Below are 17,628 nucleotides of genomic sequence, written 5' to 3'. Positions count from 1 at the left end.
GCGGAACGCCGACTTCGGCGTTGCGCGTGCCTTCCCGAAGACCTCGACTGGACTACCCCCCATTCAGGGAGGCTCCTTGCAAACACCGAAACGATGCAGGGATCATTGCATACGACTCGCGAACGGGATCGCAGGCCATAGCGTGACATGTGTAGTTCCGGTCACGACGTGGGTGACCCGCAAGAGCACAAAGACGCTGATACGAGCGGGCAAATGACAGTGGATACAGCAAGGCGCCGGAATGCATAGCCCATGCTGGTGATGAGGGGTTCCCTCATCTGATGTAAAGGGCCGGTGAAAACCAAGCCCTCAAGCTCATACTTTAGAAGGAAGCCCATCATGACGTCCCAGACAGACAGCAAACAGCCGACGCCTGACCCAGCCGAGCGCAAGGCATTCTTTCCGTCCCCCTATTCACTCTCGCAATTTACGTCGCCCAAATCTAACCTTGCAGACGCCGACTATCCCGACGCCTATCAGGGCGGTCGGTGGAAAGTACTTCTCGTCGCTGCAGACGAGCGCTATCTCCTGACGGGAAACGGTACCTTCTTTTCTACTGGCAATCATCCCGTCGAAACGCTCCTGCCCATGTATCACCTTGACCGCGCGGGATTCGAGTTCGACATTGCTACCTTGTCGGGCAATCCGTGCAAGTTTGAATGGTGGGCGTTCCCTTCTGAGGACGCCGAGATAAAGGCCCTCTACGCGAAGTACGAGCAAAAATTCCAGCAGCCCCTCAAGCTTGCCGACGTGGTCAGCTCCCTGGACAAGGATGCCAACTACATTGCCGTCTTCGTACCTGGCGGACATGGCGCCCTGATGGGGCTACCGTTCAGCGCGGACATGAAGGCAACCCTGCAGTGGGCCATGCAAAACGACAGGTACATCATTACGCTATGTCACGGGCCTGCCGCCTTGCTATCCGCCAGCGTCGACGAACCCAACGGTGGAGATCTTTTCCGCGGCTACCGCATCTGCGCATTTCCAGATGCCATGGACAAGCAAACGCCAGATATTGGCTATATGCCTGGCCCATTGCGTTGGTTCTTTGGCGAAAAGCTTGCTGCCATGGGAGTCGAGATCGTCAACACCAAGATTGATGGAAGCACGTTCCGCGACCGGAAGCTCCTCACGGGTGACAGTCCCTTCGCAGGCAACAACCTTGGCAAGCTGGCGGCGCGTGCGCTACTGGATGAAGTACAGAGTACGGGCGGGCGCTAGCTCTCACACCATCAGAGACTCTGTCTGCCTGGCCCTTGAATTCGCACCGCCTGGCATCGCGATGATGCATTTGGCATGAAATTGGTGCGGCGGCTTTTTCCCGCCCTGTCAGTGCGCCCTGCACTGTGGCGCGTCGCGGCATGCCTGAAATATGGCACACATATTGCATGACGGAATATAGGCCAATGGCGGCCTTTAAACAAACAGACAAGTCGCGATGACGCGCTTCGACAAGGGGCGGCTGGGGCAATGGCGCTCCGAAACAAGGTGACAGCGAACCAGAAGCACGGTTTGCTGGCCTCTTGCTTCGGAGCGCTTTTTTTTGATTGCCGGGTCAACTCAGGTGCGCGTCTGTCTCGACGCCACCCGCAAGGCCCATACATGAATGTCTCCTCGACTCAGCCACCCCAGGCCAAAGTGTCCGCTGAAACCATTGGCGCGTTGATCAACCTTTCCGGCCGGCAGCGCATGTTGTCGCAGCGGATCATGCTCCAGATGTTGCTCGCCTCCCGAGGAGATCCGACTGCCCGCGAAACTGCTCGCAAGTGCCTGTCAACGCTTGAATCCGCCCATTCGGATCTCGTGACTGGCAACGAGCGATTGCCGGGCGCGTTCTCCGTAGCCTTGCAACAACTGTACTTTGGCAATGCGCGTGCCGATGCACGGATCCGCGAATTCATCGCCCAGGCCCGAACCGCAATCGACGCGCCGCCGGCCGACACCACCGCGCGTGCCTCATCCCTCGATGCGCTCGTGACACAGGCCACGCCGATACTGGATCTGCTGCAGGCCGTCACAGAGGCCTACCAAAAGGAAATGCAGGATTGCGAGATGGCCGTGCGCAAACGCCAGACCGATCTCGTTGATCGCCTCAGCAGTATTTCAATGCAGGCGAACATCGTCGCCATGAATGCGCGCGTCTCCGCGGCACGGGCGGGAGAGTACGGTCGGGAGTTCTCCGTGATCACGCAAGTGCTCGCGGACATTATCAAGGAGATGGATCAACTGGTCCGCCACCTTGTCGACTCAAGCAGCGCGTCCAAGAACTCAGCCAGACATTGACAGCAGGACGGCCTTGAAACGTTACCTCTGCTCCTGACTGGCGTGGAAGACCTGGCCGTCGTCTCCCCCGCCCCCACTACCACCAGTATTCATGGCAAGCCGCCCTGAGCGCGAATCAGCCGGCTGCTAGCGCTGACCCAGGATCCATTTCGACAGGATCAGTGCATCGGCGTCGGACAAGGCAGGCTGCGCCGGCATCGGCATCGCTCCCCACTTTCCCGAACTCCCCTGCCTGATCGAGCTGGCAAGCTGCTCGGCCGTCTTGCTGCCGTCAGCGTACTTTGCCGCTACGTCCTTCCACGACGGCCCGACCACTTTCTTGTCGGCCTGGTGGCAGCCCATGCAGGCCGATTTCGTCGCCAACGCCTCGTTGGCCTGGGCTGCGGTGCCGACCACAGCCAGCAGCAGCATGAGGCCCATCCGCCGCAGCATTGCGGCACGATCCTTCTCCATATCAGCGTTGTGCTGGTTCATTTTTTCGTCCATGGCTTGAGCATTGTTGCGGGTCTGGCTTTGGCATCACGCCTTCAGCGCTTGAGCGTCAAGCGGCAGCTTCCTGATCCGCTTACCGGTGGCGGCAGCGAGTGCATTGGCCACTGCCGGGGCAAGCGGCGGTACACCAGGCTCCCCGATTCCCGTCGGGTTTTGCGTGGAGGGAACGATGTGGACCTCGACTTTCGGCATCTCGTGGATGCGCAACGGCTGGTAGTCATGAAAGTTCGACTGGTCCACGCGCCCTTCGGTCAGGGTGATGGCGCCGTGCATGGCCAATGAGAGTGCATAGCCGATCCCGCCTTCGATCTGCGCGCGCACCACGTCGGGATTGACGACGATGCCACAATCCACCGCGCAAACGACGCGGTCCACCCGATAGCCGCCATCCGGCTTCACGGTGACTTCCGCCACCTGCGCGACGAAGGTGTTGAACGACTCGTGCACGGCTACTCCGCGGCCGCGGCGCTCTCCGGCTTTCGCCGGCGCCAGGGGTTGCCCCCAACCAGCCTTGTCGGCGGCAAGCCTGAGCACGCCGGCGTGCCGCGGATGCTTGCCGAGCATGGCCAGCCGCCATATCACCGGATCCTTGCCCGCCATCGCCGCAAGTTCGTCGATAAAGCACTCGGTCGAGTAGGCAGTGTGCGTGGAGCCGACCGAGCGCAACCACTGCACCGGCACGCCGACATCGCCAGGCGTGTGCAGGTCAACCGTGAGGTTGGGAATGCCATAGGGCAGATTGGTGGCCCCTTCCAGCGAGGTCCGGTCGATCCCGTTCTTGACGCCGCCGCTTAGCGGCGGATTTGCATCGGCCAGCAACGACTGGCCGACGAGGCGGTGATGCCATCCCACCAGCTTTCCCTGTGCATCCAGCCCTGCACGCAGCCGATGATGGAACATCGGCCGATAGTAGCCGGCGCGCATGTCATCCTCGCGCGTCCAGACCAGCTTGACCGGGACCGGCTTGCCGATCGCCTTGACAATGTGGGCCGCTTCCACGACATAGTCCGAATGCTTGGCGGCACGGCGCCCGAAGCTGCCCCCGGCGTACAGCGTATGAATCCGCACGCGGTCCACCGGGATGCCGAAGATCCTCGCCAGATAGATCTGGTCCTGGGTCTGCATCTGCGCGCCGAACCACGCCTCGCAACCTTCGCGTGTGAACTGGATCACGCAGTTCAGCGGCTCCATCGCTGCATGCGCCAGGTACGGGAAATCGTAGGACACATCCAGCGTCTTGGCCGCGCCAGCGATGGCATGCGCCGCGTCGCCCTCGCGCAGCGCCACGGCGCCGGCGGATTTGGCCATCTCGCGGTACGCTGCCGACAGTTGCGCGGTGCCTTGCTTGTAGGCGGCTCCCTCGTCCCATTCCACCGTCAGCGCTTCACGCCCCCTCTTGGCGCTCCAGGTGTCCCTGGCTACCACGGCAACTCCAGACGGGATCTGCACCACCTCGACCACGCCCTTGACCGCCCTGGCCTTGGTGGCGTCAAACGACTTGACCCTGGCACCGAAGCGCGGCGGATGCGCGACCATCGCCGTCAGCATCCCGGGAAGATGAATGTCCTGGGTGAAGACCGCCTTGCCCGTGGTCTTGTCGATGCTGTCGGTACGCCGGCCGTAGTTGTGGCCGATCAGTACGTAGTCCCTGGCATCCTTGGGTCTGGCGTCCTTCGGCACATCCTGGCGGCCGGCCGCCTCGGCAAGCGCGCCGAGCGTCGCCTTGCGGCCGGAAGGCTGGTGGCTGACCACGCCCTCGGAGATGGTCACCTCCGCAGGCGCGACGCTCCAGCGCTGCGCTGCGGCGTTCACGAACATGGTGCGGGCCACGGCGCCGGCCTGGCGCAGCTGGTCCCAGGAGTTCGCGATGCTGCTGCTGCCGCCCGTTCCCTGCACGCCCCAGAACACGTTCTTGTATCGGCTGGCATCGGCCGGGGCGCTTTCGACGCGGACGCTCGACAACGCCACGCCAAGTTCTTCGGCAACCAGCGTGGCCAGGCCGGTGTAGGCGCCCTGCCCCATTTCCAGATGCTTGGAGATCACCGTCACCATGCCGTCCTGCCCCACCCGCAGGAAAGCGCCGGGCGCAAATTCTGCGGTGGTGGCGCCGGTAGTGCCCGCACCCTGGCCGCCGGCTTGGGTCGCGGTTGCCGCGGCATCGGACCGCGGCAGGTACAGCGCCAGCGACAGTCCGGCAAAGCCTGCCAGGAAGCGGCGTCGGCCTTCGTTCTCAATGCGAATCGTATCCATGATCAGTTCTTTCAGGTCCGCGTTCAGGCCAAGGTTCTAGCCGCCTCGTGGATGGCCGCCCGGATCCGCACATACGTCGCACAGCGGCACACGTTGCCCTGCATGGCGTCGTCGATCTCGGCATCGGACGGTGCCTTGTTGCTTTCCAGCAGCGCCACCGCGCTCATGATCTGCCCGGACTGGCAGTAGCCGCACTGCACCACGTCCAGTTTCTGCCACGCTGCCTGCACCGCCTTGCCCACGTGCGAGGCGTCGGCACCTTCGATGGTGGTGATCGCCTTGCCTTCCACCGCCGACACCGGCGTCACGCAGGCGCGGATCGGCTGGTTGTCGAGGTGAACCGTGCATGCCCCGCACAGCGCCATCCCGCAGCCGAACTTGGTGCCAGTCATCTTCAGCGTGTCGCGCAGCACCCACAGAAGCGGGGTATCGGCATCGACGTCAACCACGGTCGTCTTGCCGTTGATGGTGAATTTGCTCATCTTTGAATTTCCGTTATGCGAAGCCGACCGATCCCATCACGCATGTTCGCTTTCTCCTTGCGACTGGGCCAGCTGATGCCAGGGGGCGCGCACCGGTGCACCTCAATGCAACCGGCCAGAAGCTCCCGCCGCATCTAGCTGGCGCATCAAAGGTTTTCCTTGTAGAACGGTCCGAGCTTTGCCATGGCTTGTTCAACGTAACCCGGCTTGTCGTACAGGTCATAGTGGCTGGCCCCTTCCACCACGAACAGGTTCTTCCGCTCGGAACGTGCGCGATGGAACAGCTCGTAGCCGTCACGGAGCGAGCCGAACGCGCCGGGCTTGTTGCCGACCACAATCTGCAGCGGCTGGGTCAGCAGGTGTTCGGCCAGGTGGAAGGCATCGAAACCCAATGCCGCCTGCAGCCCGGAGAAGCGCAGCTGGTTGGGAGAGCCGGGCTGTTGTCCGCGCGGCGTGGTGTAGTACTCGACGGCCTCCACGATATCGATATCGGTGATTCCGGCCTTCTCCCTTTCCGCCACCGAGGCGGGGATATAGTTGACGATCGCCGGCTCGGCGCCGCGGGCCTCGGCGGTGCGCTGCTTGCCAATCGCTTCCAGCGTCTTCAGCGCCGCATCCGGGGACAAGTCGCCTTCGCGCATGATGCGGCCGTAGTTGGCCGCCACCACCGTGCCCACCGCCTTGATCCGGCGCTCGGTCATCGCGGCACTGACGGCGTAGCCACCGCCGCCGCAGATCCCCAGCACGCCGATGCGCGCTTCATCCACATAGTCCAGCGTCACCAGGTAGTCCACCGCGCAGCGGAAATCCTCGACGCGGGTGGCCGGGTCTTCGAGGTAGCGCGGCTCGCCGCCACTCGCGCCCTGATGCGAGGCGTCGAACGCCAGCACAACGTAACCCAGGGCGGCCAGCTGTTCGGCGTAGATCGCAGCGGTCTGCTCCTTGCAACTACTGATCGGGTGGGCGCACAGGATCGCAGGGTATTGCTTCTTTGCGTCGAAACCGGCGGGGTGGTACAGGTCGGCCGCGACGGCCCAGTACTTGTTGCTGAATTTCACTGCTTTCGGCATGGCATCGCTCCAGAGGCATGAGATGAGGGCATGCGAAGCATGGTAGAGGGTGGAATGCCCAGTGATAATCCAGCAGAATCCGCTTACCGCTATAAGGAGGGCTTCTTAATGAACAGCAGCAACCTCAAGGACCTGTCCGCCTTCCTGATGGTCGCCGAGGTCTCCAGCTTCACCCGGGCAGCGGCCCGGCTGGGTGTGTCACAGTCGGCGCTCAGCCAGACCATCCGCGGGCTGGAGGCGCGCCTGGGCCTGCGGCTCTTCTCGCGCACGACACGCAGTGTTTCGCTGACCGAAGCCGGTGAACGGTTGCTGAACCGGATCGGTCCCGCGATGGGCGAGATCGATGCCGGCCTCGCGGAGATGGGCGAACTGGCCGGGAAGCCCGCGGGAACCATCCGGCTGACGGCCGACGAATATGCGGTACAGAGTGTGCTGCAACCGGCCATCGCGCGTTTCCTGCCGGACTATCCCGATATCCGGGTCGAGATCACCACGGACTATGGCCTGACGGACATCGTCAGCGGCCGCTTTGACGCCGGCGTACGGCGCGGCCGCCTGGTGGAAAAAGACATGATCGCGGTGCGCATCGGCCCGGACGTTCCCATGGCCGTGGTCGGTGCGCCATCCTATTTCGCCAGGCGCGCAGCACCGAAGCGGCCGCCCGAGCTGCTCGCGCACGCCTGCCTCAACCTGAGGCTGCCCACTTACGGGGAGTTCCCCTGGACGTTCCTGAAGGCTGGCAAGGAGCACCGTGTCAAGGTCAGCGGGCCAATGGTGTTCAACAGCATCGCGCCGATACGCGACGCCGCGGTGGCCGGTCTCGGGCTGGCCTTCCTGCCTCAGCCATACGTCAGCACACAAATCGCATCGGGACATCTCGTCGAGGTCATGGGCGACTGGCGCAAGACATTCGAGGGCTACCATCTGTATTACGCCGACCGACGCCATGCCTCGTCGGCATTCTCGCTGCTGGTGGAGGCGCTGCGGTACCGGAAACCGTAGGCGACACCCGCGCCGGAGCAGGTTGGAGCCATCCCTTTCGATGTACGGGACGCCGTATGGGGCGCAACTGACGGATGCCGGCCGATGCCGACACTGCCCTCGCACCTTGCCGGCGCCTGTGATGATCGCGACCTTCTTTCGATAAGAATCGCCCTTTTGCTCAGGCAGTAGGCCTGCCCCGAACCAGCCTGCCGGGCAGGGCGCCGGTAGGCACTCCGTTGCGGTAAGTCACCTGTCCGCTGACCAGTGTTGCGGTGTAGCCGTCCGCGGTCTGCTCCAGCCGCCGCGCGCCACCCGGCAGATTGAACACGGGCTTTGGCGGGTGCAGCCTCAGGCGGTCGTAGTCGATGACGTTGATATCGGCCTTGAGCCCCTCGGCAAGCAGGCCGCGGTCGGTCATCCCCAGCGCCAGCGCGTTGTTGCGCGACAGGCGATGGACTGCCCATTCGAGCGGCACGCGGTCTTCTTTCCGATCGCGGGTCCAGTACGACAGCATCGTGGTGGGATAGCTCGAATCGCAGATCATCCCGTAGTGAGCCCCGCCATCTCCGAGTGCCACCAGGGTGTGGTCATCGACCAGCATCCTGTGCACGGCTTTCAGGTTCCCTTCGGCAAAGTTTGACGCCGGATTGAGCAGTACGTTGTGGCCGCCGTTCTCGATCAGCAGGTCGTATGCCCTCTCGGCGAGCGTGATACCGCGCTGTCTGGCCTGGGTTGCCAGGAAGGCTTCGGGACGCGGCTCGTAGTTCGGCGGATCTCCCAACAGGAAAGCGTTTTCGTACTGGGAAACCAGCAGGATATAGATCGGATTGGTATGGACAGGCTGCTCGGACAGGATGGCCGCGCGCCGCCTCGGATCGCGCAGGGCGGCTACCCGCTCGGGCAAGGGCCGGTCGTGAACTTCCAGGTAGCTGGGGTGGAACCGGAACGGATGGAGTGAAAGGCTCAGGCCAAACAGCAGACCGACCGGGCGAGGAAACACTTGTGCCTTGATGGGGTAGCCTTCGGACTGCGCCTGCCGGGTCAGTTCCAGCAGGCTCTCGTGCAGGTCGATGTAGGGGGCCTTCTGCACCAGCGAGTAGCTGACCGGCCGCCCTGAAGTATCCGCAATGCCGCGCAGCAACTGCATCTGGGTTGCCGCATCCGAGCCGCCGTAGAAGCCGTCCGTGATGATCTGGAACACTCCACCGCCGGCTTCACGCAAGCCGCGGGCCAGGGCCAGGACTTCGTCATGGGCAGCGCCGATGCTTGGAGCCAGTTCGCCCTCGACTGTGCGATGGCCCAGATGCTGCGAGCTGCTGACGCCGACCGCCCCAGCCCGCACGGCATCGCGCACGATGGACGTCATCTGGTGCAGCTCATCCGCGGTGGCCACCTCTCGCCGCTCTCCCCGCTCACCCATCACATAGACGCGAACCGCGGAATGCGGAACCTGGGCTGCGAAATCGATGTCGTACTGTCCCGCCTGCAGCGCATCCAGGTATTCCGGAAAGGTCTCCCAGTTCCATGGGATACCAGCGCTCATGACGATCTCGGGAATATCCTCCACACCCTCCATGACGCGCACCAGCGTCTCGCGGTCCTCGGCCTTGCATGGCGCAAAACCTACACCGCAGTTGCCCATCACCACCGTGGTCACGCCGTGGTTGGACGACGGAATCAGGCGGTTCTCCCAGGTCACCTGGCCATCGTAATGCGTGTGGATATCGATGAATCCGGGCGTGACAATCTGGCCCGCAGCATCGATCTCTTCGCGCCCCTTTCCTTTCACTTCCCCAATACGCTCGATCTTGCCGTCCAGTACCGCCACATCTGCAATGCGGGCCGGTTCGCCGGATCCGTCAACCACTTTGCCGCCACGAATGACTACGTCATAGGCTGTTGTCATGTGATTCTCCTTGTCAGTCGGCTTTCGCGCCGGCCACTGCGACCAGGTGCTTCCATTTGGCGAACTCCCTCGGCATCGCGGCCTCCAGCGCAGCAGTTCCTTCGATCTCGGCGTCCAGTCCTTGCCCCGCGCAAAGCGCCTTGAATTCAGCGCTTGCGGCAGCCCGCATGACCCCGCTGGCCAGCGTGCTTACTGTCTGGGCTGGCGTGCCTGCGCGCACCAGGGCAAAGATGGGTGACGCCACGTCATAGCCGCGCAGTCCCGCTTCCGCGATGGTCGGCACTGCTGGCAGCAATGCCGTGCGCTTCGCGCTGGTTATCGCCACCACGCGCAGCTTCCCTGCCTTCAGGAGCGGCAGCGATGGCGAGATGCCGAGGATGCCCATGTCAAGCTGGCCGCTCGCCAGATCGACCAGGCTCTGCGAGGCCATCTTGTATGGGGTGTGGGCAATGTCGATCCCCGCCATCGAACATAGCAATGCGCCGGCAAGGTGGGAGGGTGTCCCGGAGCCGCCAGACGAGAAAGACAGCTTTCCTGGCCGCTTCTTCGCCTCGGCAATGATGTCGTGCACGGATCTGAATGGGGAATCTGCCCGGACCATCAGGAGCAGCGTGGAAGTGGCGACGCACGCAACTGCCGAGAAATCCGTGAAGGCGTCGTAAGGCAGCTTGTCGTACAGCCAGGGGAAGGCGTAGTGCGAGGCGTTCGTAATCAGTACCGTCTTGCCATCTGGTGGAGACTTGGCCACGAAATCGGTGCCGATGGTTCCGCCTGCGCCGACCTTGTTCTCGACGAGGACTGGAACCTGCCACTGTCTTCCCATACTGGTGGCAAGCTGGCGCGCCAGCGTGTCGGTGCCGGTCCCCGGCGCGTTCATGACGATCAGCCGGACGGCCGCGTCCGGGGACGAGGTTGCGCGCGCCATAGGCGACAGCAAAAGCGCCGCGGCGCCCGCCGCGAACGTACGTCGTTTCATGGTTCCACTCCCCGCGTTCGTTTTTTTGGATCGGCATCGGTTGTCTCCTAGCCGCCGGGATGAATACACACGCTCCAACATTGCGTTGCGATCATAGGAATGGGCGCCGATACGCTCAACGCCTCGGCGAAGGTCTTTCCGTACACTGAATCAAGAAGGCCTTTCCGAGACGAGTCCGCAGGGAATCAGAGGCATCAGCGCATGCAAATGGAATCATCGCCGGGCAGGCATTGCGGGCTGTGAAGCCGCTATACAGGAGCCGCGCCGCCGGTTCGCTCATGCGCAGCCGGCAATTGGATTTGCAGTTCCGTTCCCCCCCTTTCTGAAGCGTCTGGCCGCCGCTCGGAGCTGAAACGCCGAAGCGTCAACAGCCCGGATCATCGCGACCCGAATCATCGACGGGACCGCCCGATGGCAAACGCCGATACTGCGTCGGCGAGCAAGACATGATTCGCTTGAAGGCTGTACTGAAAGCGCTTTCCGACTCGTACCCCAACGAGAAGGCGATCGAGGCAATGTTCTCGCTGCCGGAGCGCAGACGATCCGCTGCCAACAGCATGCGCCAGCGCGCGAGATAGTCCATGGCCGTACTGCCTACCAGCGCCTTGAATCGTTGTGCAAAAACGGTGCGCGAGATTCCTGCAATACGCGCCAGTTCTTCCAGCGTCCAGTGACGGGCAGGCTCGGCATGCATGGAAGCGATCGCGGGGCTGATCTGCCGGTCGGTCAGCGCCAGAAACCATCCCTTCGGTAAGTCACTCGACGTTTCCAGAAAGAGTCTCAGGACCTGCACCAGCATCAAGTGCGCAAGGTGGGTCGACATCAGCACGCCCCCAGGTCGTGGATGGCGCAGTTCGGAAGCCCATTGATCGAGAGACCATCGCAAGACTTCGGCCTGGCTCGACGCCTTGGGAATGTTCATCACAGGCGGAAGTGCATCAAACAGAACGGCGGCATGGCGATCCGCAAAGGAGAAACGGCCGCTGATCAGAAACACGTCTCCACCGCCGTTGTGCGTGGCGATCCCGTCACGGCCGACGGCCCCCAGGATGTGTTCGCCACTCTGCGCAGGCAGCGTCGGATCGGACGAAAGCACTAAGCGGCGCCCGCTGTTCAGGAGAAAGCAGTCCCCCTCGTCAAAACGAACCGGTTGCTCCAGCTCATCGGTGACACCCCAGCAGGTGCCCCGCATCACAGCTGTGAACTTGATTCCCTCGTGCGCAGGGAAGTCAAAAGACCAGTCTCCGGCGGCGTCGAAGCCCGCGTAGTACTGGCTTCGAGGCCGGAGCAGCGAGAGTACGTCCGACAGGGGGTCCATCCTTGAATCCGTACGATTGAAAAGGAAAAACGTACTTTAAGGCATGGTTCGTTCGCGGATCAACGGATATCGTTGCTCGCATCGGCAAAGGAAGGGTTCGATATGAGCAACGAGAAGAAAGTATGGCTGATCACCGGCGCCTCGTCGGGCTTCGGCAAAGCACTGGCCAAGGCGGTCATCGCCCACGGCGATCATGTGGTCATTGCCGCGCGCCGCCTGGAGCACCTGATGGCCATCGCCCGCGGCCATGAAGACCGTGTGCTGCCGCTCGCCGTGGACATGACCGATGCCGCCGCGCGCAGCAAGGCCGTGGCCGATACGCTGGCGCGATTCGGCCGCATCGACGTGCTGGCCAATGTGGCCGGGCGCGGCTCGATGGGAGCGGTGGAAGAGTTCTCCGAGGCCGAGTTGCGCTCGCAGTTCGAGCTGAACTTCTTCGCCACGGCGGAAATGACCCGCGCCGTGCTGCCGCAAATGCGTCAGCAGGGAGCCGGACACATCGTCACTGTGACCAGCGTCGGCGGCCTGGCCGCAATTCCCGGCGCCGGGCCTTACTGTGCGAGCAAGTTCGCCTTGGAATGCTGGAGCGAAACGCTGGCCATGGAGGCAGCGCCCCTGGGCATCCGCGTCACCATCGTGGAGCCGGGATCGTTCCGAACCGGCTTCGCCGGCGACGTCAACCTGCGTCCTGCCGGGCGTATCGAAAGCTACCGCCCTGTCGTCGGACCGGTCGAGGACTTCCTGGAAGGCTCGGCCGGCCAGGAGATGGGCGATCCTGCCAAGGCGGCCGCTGTCATCGTCGCCGCGGTCAACAGCGATGCCGCACCGACGCGCCTGATGCTCGGCGCAGACGCCTACGCCTTGTGGGATCAGACCATCGCCAAACGCATCGAAGACATCGATGCGTGGCGTGAACGGGGCACAAACACCGCGTTCGATGGCGTCGACACCAGGCCCATCGGCGGCTGAACCTCTCAACAACCGTATGCGGCGGCACCAGGTCTTGCCCAGTATCGACGCCGCCTGATTACGTGCAACAACGAAGGAGTCAAGATCGTGAGCAACGCCCACAAGAAAGACCAGAAAGTCTGGTTGATCACCGGCGCATCGTCCGGCTTCGGCAAATCACTGGCCGAGGCCGTTATCGCCAATGGCGATATTGCCGTTGTCACTGCCCGGCGCCTGGATCGCCTGCAAGCCATCGCCCGCGGCCATGAAGACCGCGTGCTGCCGCTGGCCGTGGACGTGACCGCCGCTGCCGCGCGCGACAAGGCCGTGGCCGATACGCTGGCGCGCTTCGGGCGCATCGACGTGCTGGCCAACGTGGCCGGGCGCGGCGTCGCCGGCGCCTGCGAGGAGTTCAGCCTGGAACAACTTCGCGAGCAGATGGAGCTCAACTTCTTCGCTGCCGCCGAAATGACCCGTGCCGTGCTGCCGCAGATGCGCAAGCAGGGGTCGGGCAACATCCTTACAGTGAGCAGCATCGCCGGGCTGGTGGCGATGAATGCGGCTGGCCCCTACTGCGCGGCCAAGTTCGCCATTGAAGGCTGGACCGAATCGCTGGCCATCGAGGCCAGGCCGCTGGGCATCCACGTTACGCTGGTCGAGCCCGGCGCGTTCCGCACAGAGTTCGCCGGCGACGTCAACATGCGTCCGGTGCAGAGCATCGAAGCCTACCGGCCAATGGTCGAGCCTTTCGAGACCTATCTGGACACCTCGGCCGGCAAGCAGATGGGAGACCCGGACAAGGCCGCCCGACGCATGCTGGAAGTCGTGGCCAGCGCTGCGCCGCCGGTACGTCTGATGCTTGGCCGCGATGCGTACTCGATCTGGGACGCCACCATCGCCAAGCGCCAGGAAGATCTGAACAGCTGGCGCGAACGGGGTGAGGACACCGCCTTCGACGATGCAGAAGTCGTGGAAATCCAGTTGTAATACGAGTCAAACGGGGAATTTTTGCATGAGCAAGATCTGGTTCATCACCGGCGCATCGTCCGGCTTTGGCAAGGCACTCGCCGAAGCCGTTCTGGCCAAGGGCGACAGTGCCGTTCTTACCGCGCGTCGCCTGGAATCGCTGCGGGAAATCGCGAGCGGCCACGGCGAGCGTGCTCTCGCGCTGAAGCTGGATGTGACCGACGCCGCCTCGCGCGCCGCCGCGCTGAAGGCCGGGTACGACAAGTTCGGCCACATCGATGTGCTGGCCAACATCGCTGGTGCCGGCTCCTATGGTGCCCTGGAGGAATTCTCCTCCGCGCAGATTCGTGCGCAGATGGAACTGAATTTCTTCGCGGCTGCGGAGCTGTCGCGCGAGGTGCTGCCGAAGCTGCGCGCGCAGAAGTCCGGCCACATCCTCAATCTGACAAGCATCGCCGGCCTGGTGGCGTTTCCCGGGAGCGGGCTGTACAACGCGTCAAAGTTCGCCCTCGAGGGCTTTACCGAGGCGCTGCACCATGAGGTCAAGCCCTTCGGCATTCGCGTGACGCTGATCGAGCCGGGCGCATTCCGCACCGCCTTTGCAAGCAGCGCGGCCATGAAGGCCGAACGCAAGATCGCCGACTACGCACCGCTGGATGCCGGCATGGACGAGTACTACGCCACGCAGAACGGTCGGCAGATGGGCGATCCGGTCAAAGGTGTGCAGGTCATCATCGATATGGTGGAAAGCGATAGTGCACCTGTGCGCCTGATGCTGGGTGAGGATGCCTACCAGCTATGGGAAGGCGCGGTCGCCTCGCGCAGCCACGATCTCGCCAAGTGGCGCGCACGGGGCGAGGACACCGCGATCCCAGGTGCTGCGAAGAACCCCGTCCAGGCACTTTGATACTGTAGTTGGCTCGCGGGCGCGATGCGGCGACGGCGTGCCGGCGCTGGCGTCATCCCTGCAAGCTGGTGCCCGATGCCGCGCGATCCGGATTCCGCCTCGACGTTCGCCAGCAGCGTCTCAAGCCCGGCCGCCTCCCGCTTCCGCTTCCGCTTCGGCAAGGACGACAGGCCATCGCCGACGCATCGCGCACCACAATCCGATCGTCATGATTGCCACGGCCAGCAACGCGCCGCGGACACCAACGTGATCGGCCAGTGCGCCGAACACGGCCGCCCCGCCTGCCCCGCCGCCCATGGCGGCCATGAAGAACACCGCCATCCCCCTCGCTCGCAAGCGGTCAGGCAATGCCAGCTGGGCCGTGACGTTCAGCGTGTTGCCGATTGCCAGCCACACTGTTCCGCTGGCAAAAAGGACGGGAGCTGCCCAGCCCGCGTGCGGCGCAAGCGCAATACCCGCTATGACGATGCCAAGAAACAGCGACCCCCAGGTGACGATCGCCTGAGAGCCAAAGCGCGCCCGCAGTCGCGGCAGCAGGATCACTCCCGCCATGGCACCGGCGCCCACGCATGCAAGCAGCGCTGTATAGGTCTGCGGCCCGGTCTGACCGTACGTCCGGGCAAGCAGCGGCAGCAATGCCATCATCGCGGAGATCGCGGTGAAGAGCGCGCAGATCCGCACGTTGGAAGCCCGCAGGCGCTGGCTGCGCCAGGCATAGCGCGCGCCGGACCGGATGGACTGCGCCATGCTCATCGTGCGCCGCTTGCGCGACAGCGGTGCATAGTCCCACCTCAAGATCACCATCGCCGATACGAGCGATACGACTGCCCCGACGACGAATACCGAACTCCCGCCCCAGAGGGCCAACAGCGCGCCCGCGACCAGCGGCCCGCCTACGCGCCCGCCGTGCACCGCCAGGCCATGCAGGGCCATTGCCTGCGACAGTTGCCCGCGCGCGACGACCTCCGGCAGCAGGGCCGAGAAGGCAGGCCAGCGCAATGCCGCGCCAACGCCGCCGGCAAATGCCAGTGCAAGAAGTACCGACGTGTTCAGCGCGCCCGCAATCGTTGCCGTTGCCAGCCCAGCAGCCGTGCAACCTGTCCAGATCAGCGTAAAGAGGAACCATCTGCGTCGATCGATCTGATCTGCCAGCGCCCCGCCCGGAAGGGCCAGCAGGAATGCTGGCAATGCCGTGGCCGTTTGCACCAGGGCAACGAGCGTCTTGCTGTCCGTCAGGGTGGTCATCAGCCAGGCGGCAGCGACATCGCACATCCACATGGATAGATTGGCCGCGACCCACACGCCCCACAGTACCGAGAAGCGTCGGTTGCCCAGCGGCGCCCATGCGCCAACGCGCGAAGCGTCGGTCGGCTTTGACGAGAGCAAAGTCATATCACCTGGTCCGGATCAAACCCGCCAGTTCTATGCGTGAAGCACAGAGGCGGCACGTCGGTGATTGATCGTCGCAACGGCAATGGTTGCAATCACCGCGGGTATCGCCATGGCGATGAAGTTGTGTTCCAACGGCAATGCCATGCTCACCAGCGTACCGATGACGATCGGAGCCAGGATGGCGCCGCCCCGACCCACGCCGGACGCCCATCCTATCCCGGTAGAGCGGACGCTCATCGGGTAGAACTGGCCCGCGTAGGCATAGCCCACGATCTGGGTGCCAATGGTGGAGCCTCCGGCAATGGCAACGAGCACGTAGGCCAGTGCGCTCGATGGCAGGTAACCCAGCAGCACGATCGAAGCGCCGGCAACCAGATACATGCCCATGAGCACATGCTTGATATGCCAGCGGTCCGCCAGCCAGCCGCCAAGGATTGCGCCGATCAGTGCGCCAAGATTGAGCACCAGTACGAAGGTCAGGGCTGAGCCAAGGCTATGGCCTGCCGATGCCATCAGCTTGGTCAGCCAGGAGCTGAGGCCATAGACCATGAACAGGCACATGAACGACGAGACCCAGAACATCAGGGTGCTATAGCTGCGCCCTTCGCTGAACAGCTTGCTCAGGTGCGCTCCGGATCCGGTTTCCGCCGTCCCCACGACAAACTTGTCATCCGGCCTTAGATCAAGACCGGGTTGAATCCGCATGACCATATCCCTGATGGCGCCAGTATCCCCGCGACGGAGCAGGAACGGCATCGATTCCGGCAGCCAGCGCAGAATGAACGGAATCGAAAGCAGTGGCAGGCAAGCGGCGAAGTAGACAGACTGCCAGCCATGGCGCTCCAGCAAGCCCTTTCCGGTCAATGCCGCGACCATGCCGCCGATCGAGAATCCGGTGAACATCAGGGTGACAAGCGTAGTGCGGAGCCGTCGCGGCGAGAACTCGGTAACATGCGCGGCCACAACCGGCGTCACACCGCCGATCCCCACACCGGCCAGGAATCGCATCGCGCTGAACGTCAGCGGATCGCTGGCGAGTCCGGCCGCGGCGGTAAAACCGCTAAAGAGCAGAATGCAAAGTGCGAAGGCCTTGCGACGTCCGATGCGGTCAGCGAGAGTGCCGAGGGAGATTGCGCCGAACATCATGCCGAAGAAGGCCGAGCTGACCATAAAGCCAGCACTGGTGGGCGACACGCCCATGTCCTTCATGATGGACGGTAACGCAACACCGGTAAGGGCCAGGTCATAGCCATCCACGATGGTGACGAATGCACACCAGAACAGCAGCACGGCGTGGAATCGCCCGAGCCGCGCGTCATCAGTGAACGCGCGCAAATCGATCTGACGCATGGAATAGTCTCCTCTCTTTCTATGAGTGCCGCCCGCGTGACTGTGCAATGGCGCTGTCACTCGTTGTCACTATTACCGAGCCGCGCTCGCCAACCGTAGTTGTCGGTCGGAATATTCCGTACTGTGGAAACCTCGGCCACGGTGGCGGCAGGAGCGTCCCGTCTGCCAGGTTCGAAACACGCGAACCGGCACTTCGGAAATCGCCAGTTGTTGCGCAAAACGCCAGGGCCTACGCTCGGGATCAAGCCAGCACGTACCCGCTGTGCGTCAGATCGACAGCTGCCATGCCTGCGGCGCTTCGCGA

The 17,628-nt window shown here is 63.4% G+C and carries 15 protein-coding genes; 6 read left to right on the top strand and 9 right to left on the bottom strand.

Annotated features, from left to right (window positions below):
- The first annotated feature begins 339 nt into the window (after window positions 1-339).
- Complete coding sequence (gene hchA / locus KHO41_RS13300) at window positions 340-1,221, top strand: glyoxalase III HchA (RefSeq protein ID WP_211953747.1); 882 nt, start codon at window positions 340-342, stop codon at window positions 1,219-1,221.
- Between the two features lie 381 nt (window positions 1,222-1,602).
- Window positions 1,603-2,283, top strand: coding sequence for a methyl-accepting chemotaxis protein (locus tag KHO41_RS13295; RefSeq protein ID WP_211953746.1), 681 nt, complete (start codon window positions 1,603-1,605; stop codon window positions 2,281-2,283).
- Between the two features lie 126 nt (window positions 2,284-2,409).
- Here the strand turns inward: KHO41_RS13295 and KHO41_RS13290 are convergent, their stop codons facing one another.
- The 4 genes from KHO41_RS13290 to KHO41_RS13275 form a co-directional block, all read right to left on the bottom strand.
- Window positions 2,410-2,757 (bottom strand): c-type cytochrome, encoded by a 348-nt coding sequence (locus tag KHO41_RS13290; protein ID WP_244873821.1) that lies wholly within the window; start codon window positions 2,755-2,757, stop codon window positions 2,410-2,412.
- A 45-nt stretch (window positions 2,758-2,802) separates the two neighbouring features.
- Entirely contained in the window at window positions 2,803-5,025 is a 2,223-nt protein-coding gene (locus KHO41_RS13285) for a xanthine dehydrogenase family protein molybdopterin-binding subunit (RefSeq protein WP_211953745.1), read from the bottom strand.
- Between the two features lie 23 nt (window positions 5,026-5,048).
- Complete coding sequence (locus KHO41_RS13280; protein WP_211953744.1) at window positions 5,049-5,507, bottom strand: (2Fe-2S)-binding protein; 459 nt, start codon at window positions 5,505-5,507, stop codon at window positions 5,049-5,051.
- A 146-nt stretch (window positions 5,508-5,653) separates the two neighbouring features.
- Window positions 5,654-6,577, bottom strand: coding sequence for an alpha/beta hydrolase (locus KHO41_RS13275; protein ID WP_211953743.1), 924 nt, complete (start codon window positions 6,575-6,577; stop codon window positions 5,654-5,656).
- 108 nt (window positions 6,578-6,685) lie between these two features.
- On the opposite strand from KHO41_RS13275, the gene KHO41_RS13270 reads away from it, so the two are divergent.
- On the top strand, window positions 6,686-7,579 hold the full coding sequence (locus KHO41_RS13270; RefSeq protein WP_211953742.1) for a LysR family transcriptional regulator: 894 nt from the start codon (window positions 6,686-6,688) through the stop codon (window positions 7,577-7,579).
- Window positions 7,580-7,739: 160 nt separating this feature from the next.
- Here KHO41_RS13270 and KHO41_RS13265 read toward each other — a convergent pair whose 3' ends face one another.
- From KHO41_RS13265 to KHO41_RS13255, 3 genes are all read right to left on the bottom strand, one after another.
- Window positions 7,740-9,467, bottom strand: a complete 1,728-nt coding sequence (locus tag KHO41_RS13265) for an N-acyl-D-amino-acid deacylase family protein (protein ID WP_211953741.1) — start codon at window positions 9,465-9,467, stop codon at window positions 7,740-7,742.
- Window positions 9,468-9,480: 13 nt separating this feature from the next.
- Window positions 9,481-10,443, bottom strand: coding sequence for a tripartite tricarboxylate transporter substrate-binding protein (locus KHO41_RS13260; RefSeq protein ID WP_211953740.1), 963 nt, complete (start codon window positions 10,441-10,443; stop codon window positions 9,481-9,483).
- A gap of 364 nt (window positions 10,444-10,807) precedes the next feature.
- A complete protein-coding gene (locus KHO41_RS13255; protein WP_211953739.1) occupies window positions 10,808-11,761 on the bottom strand; it encodes an AraC family transcriptional regulator in 954 nt (317 codons plus the stop codon).
- Window positions 11,762-11,863: 102 nt separating this feature from the next.
- Here KHO41_RS13255 and KHO41_RS13250 point away from each other — a divergent pair, with 102 nt between their 5' ends.
- The 3 genes from KHO41_RS13250 (at window position 11,864) to KHO41_RS13240 (ending at window position 14,582) form a co-directional block, all read left to right on the top strand.
- Window positions 11,864-12,730: an oxidoreductase gene (locus KHO41_RS13250; protein ID WP_211953738.1), complete on the top strand. Its 867-nt coding sequence runs from the start codon at window positions 11,864-11,866 to the stop codon at window positions 12,728-12,730.
- Between the two features lie 87 nt (window positions 12,731-12,817).
- Window positions 12,818-13,696: an oxidoreductase gene (locus tag KHO41_RS13245; RefSeq protein ID WP_211953737.1), complete on the top strand. Its 879-nt coding sequence runs from the start codon at window positions 12,818-12,820 to the stop codon at window positions 13,694-13,696.
- 25 nt (window positions 13,697-13,721) lie between these two features.
- A complete protein-coding gene (locus KHO41_RS13240) occupies window positions 13,722-14,582 on the top strand; it encodes an oxidoreductase (RefSeq protein WP_211953736.1) in 861 nt (286 codons plus the stop codon).
- 120 nt (window positions 14,583-14,702) lie between these two features.
- Here the strand turns inward: KHO41_RS13240 and KHO41_RS13235 are convergent, their stop codons facing one another.
- Entirely contained in the window at window positions 14,703-15,974 is a 1,272-nt protein-coding gene (locus KHO41_RS13235; RefSeq protein WP_211953735.1) for an MFS transporter, read from the bottom strand.
- 30 nt (window positions 15,975-16,004) lie between these two features.
- Window positions 16,005-17,324: an MFS transporter gene (locus tag KHO41_RS13230; protein ID WP_211953734.1), complete on the bottom strand. Its 1,320-nt coding sequence runs from the start codon at window positions 17,322-17,324 to the stop codon at window positions 16,005-16,007.
- Window positions 17,325-17,628 lie beyond the last annotated feature (304 nt).

The organism is Cupriavidus numazuensis (genome assembly GCF_905397435.1).
Lineage (GTDB): Bacteria > Pseudomonadota > Gammaproteobacteria > Burkholderiales > Burkholderiaceae > Cupriavidus > Cupriavidus numazuensis.
The sequence above is the reverse complement of the archived record's forward strand: the minus strand, read 5'-3'. Positions and strand labels throughout refer to the sequence as shown.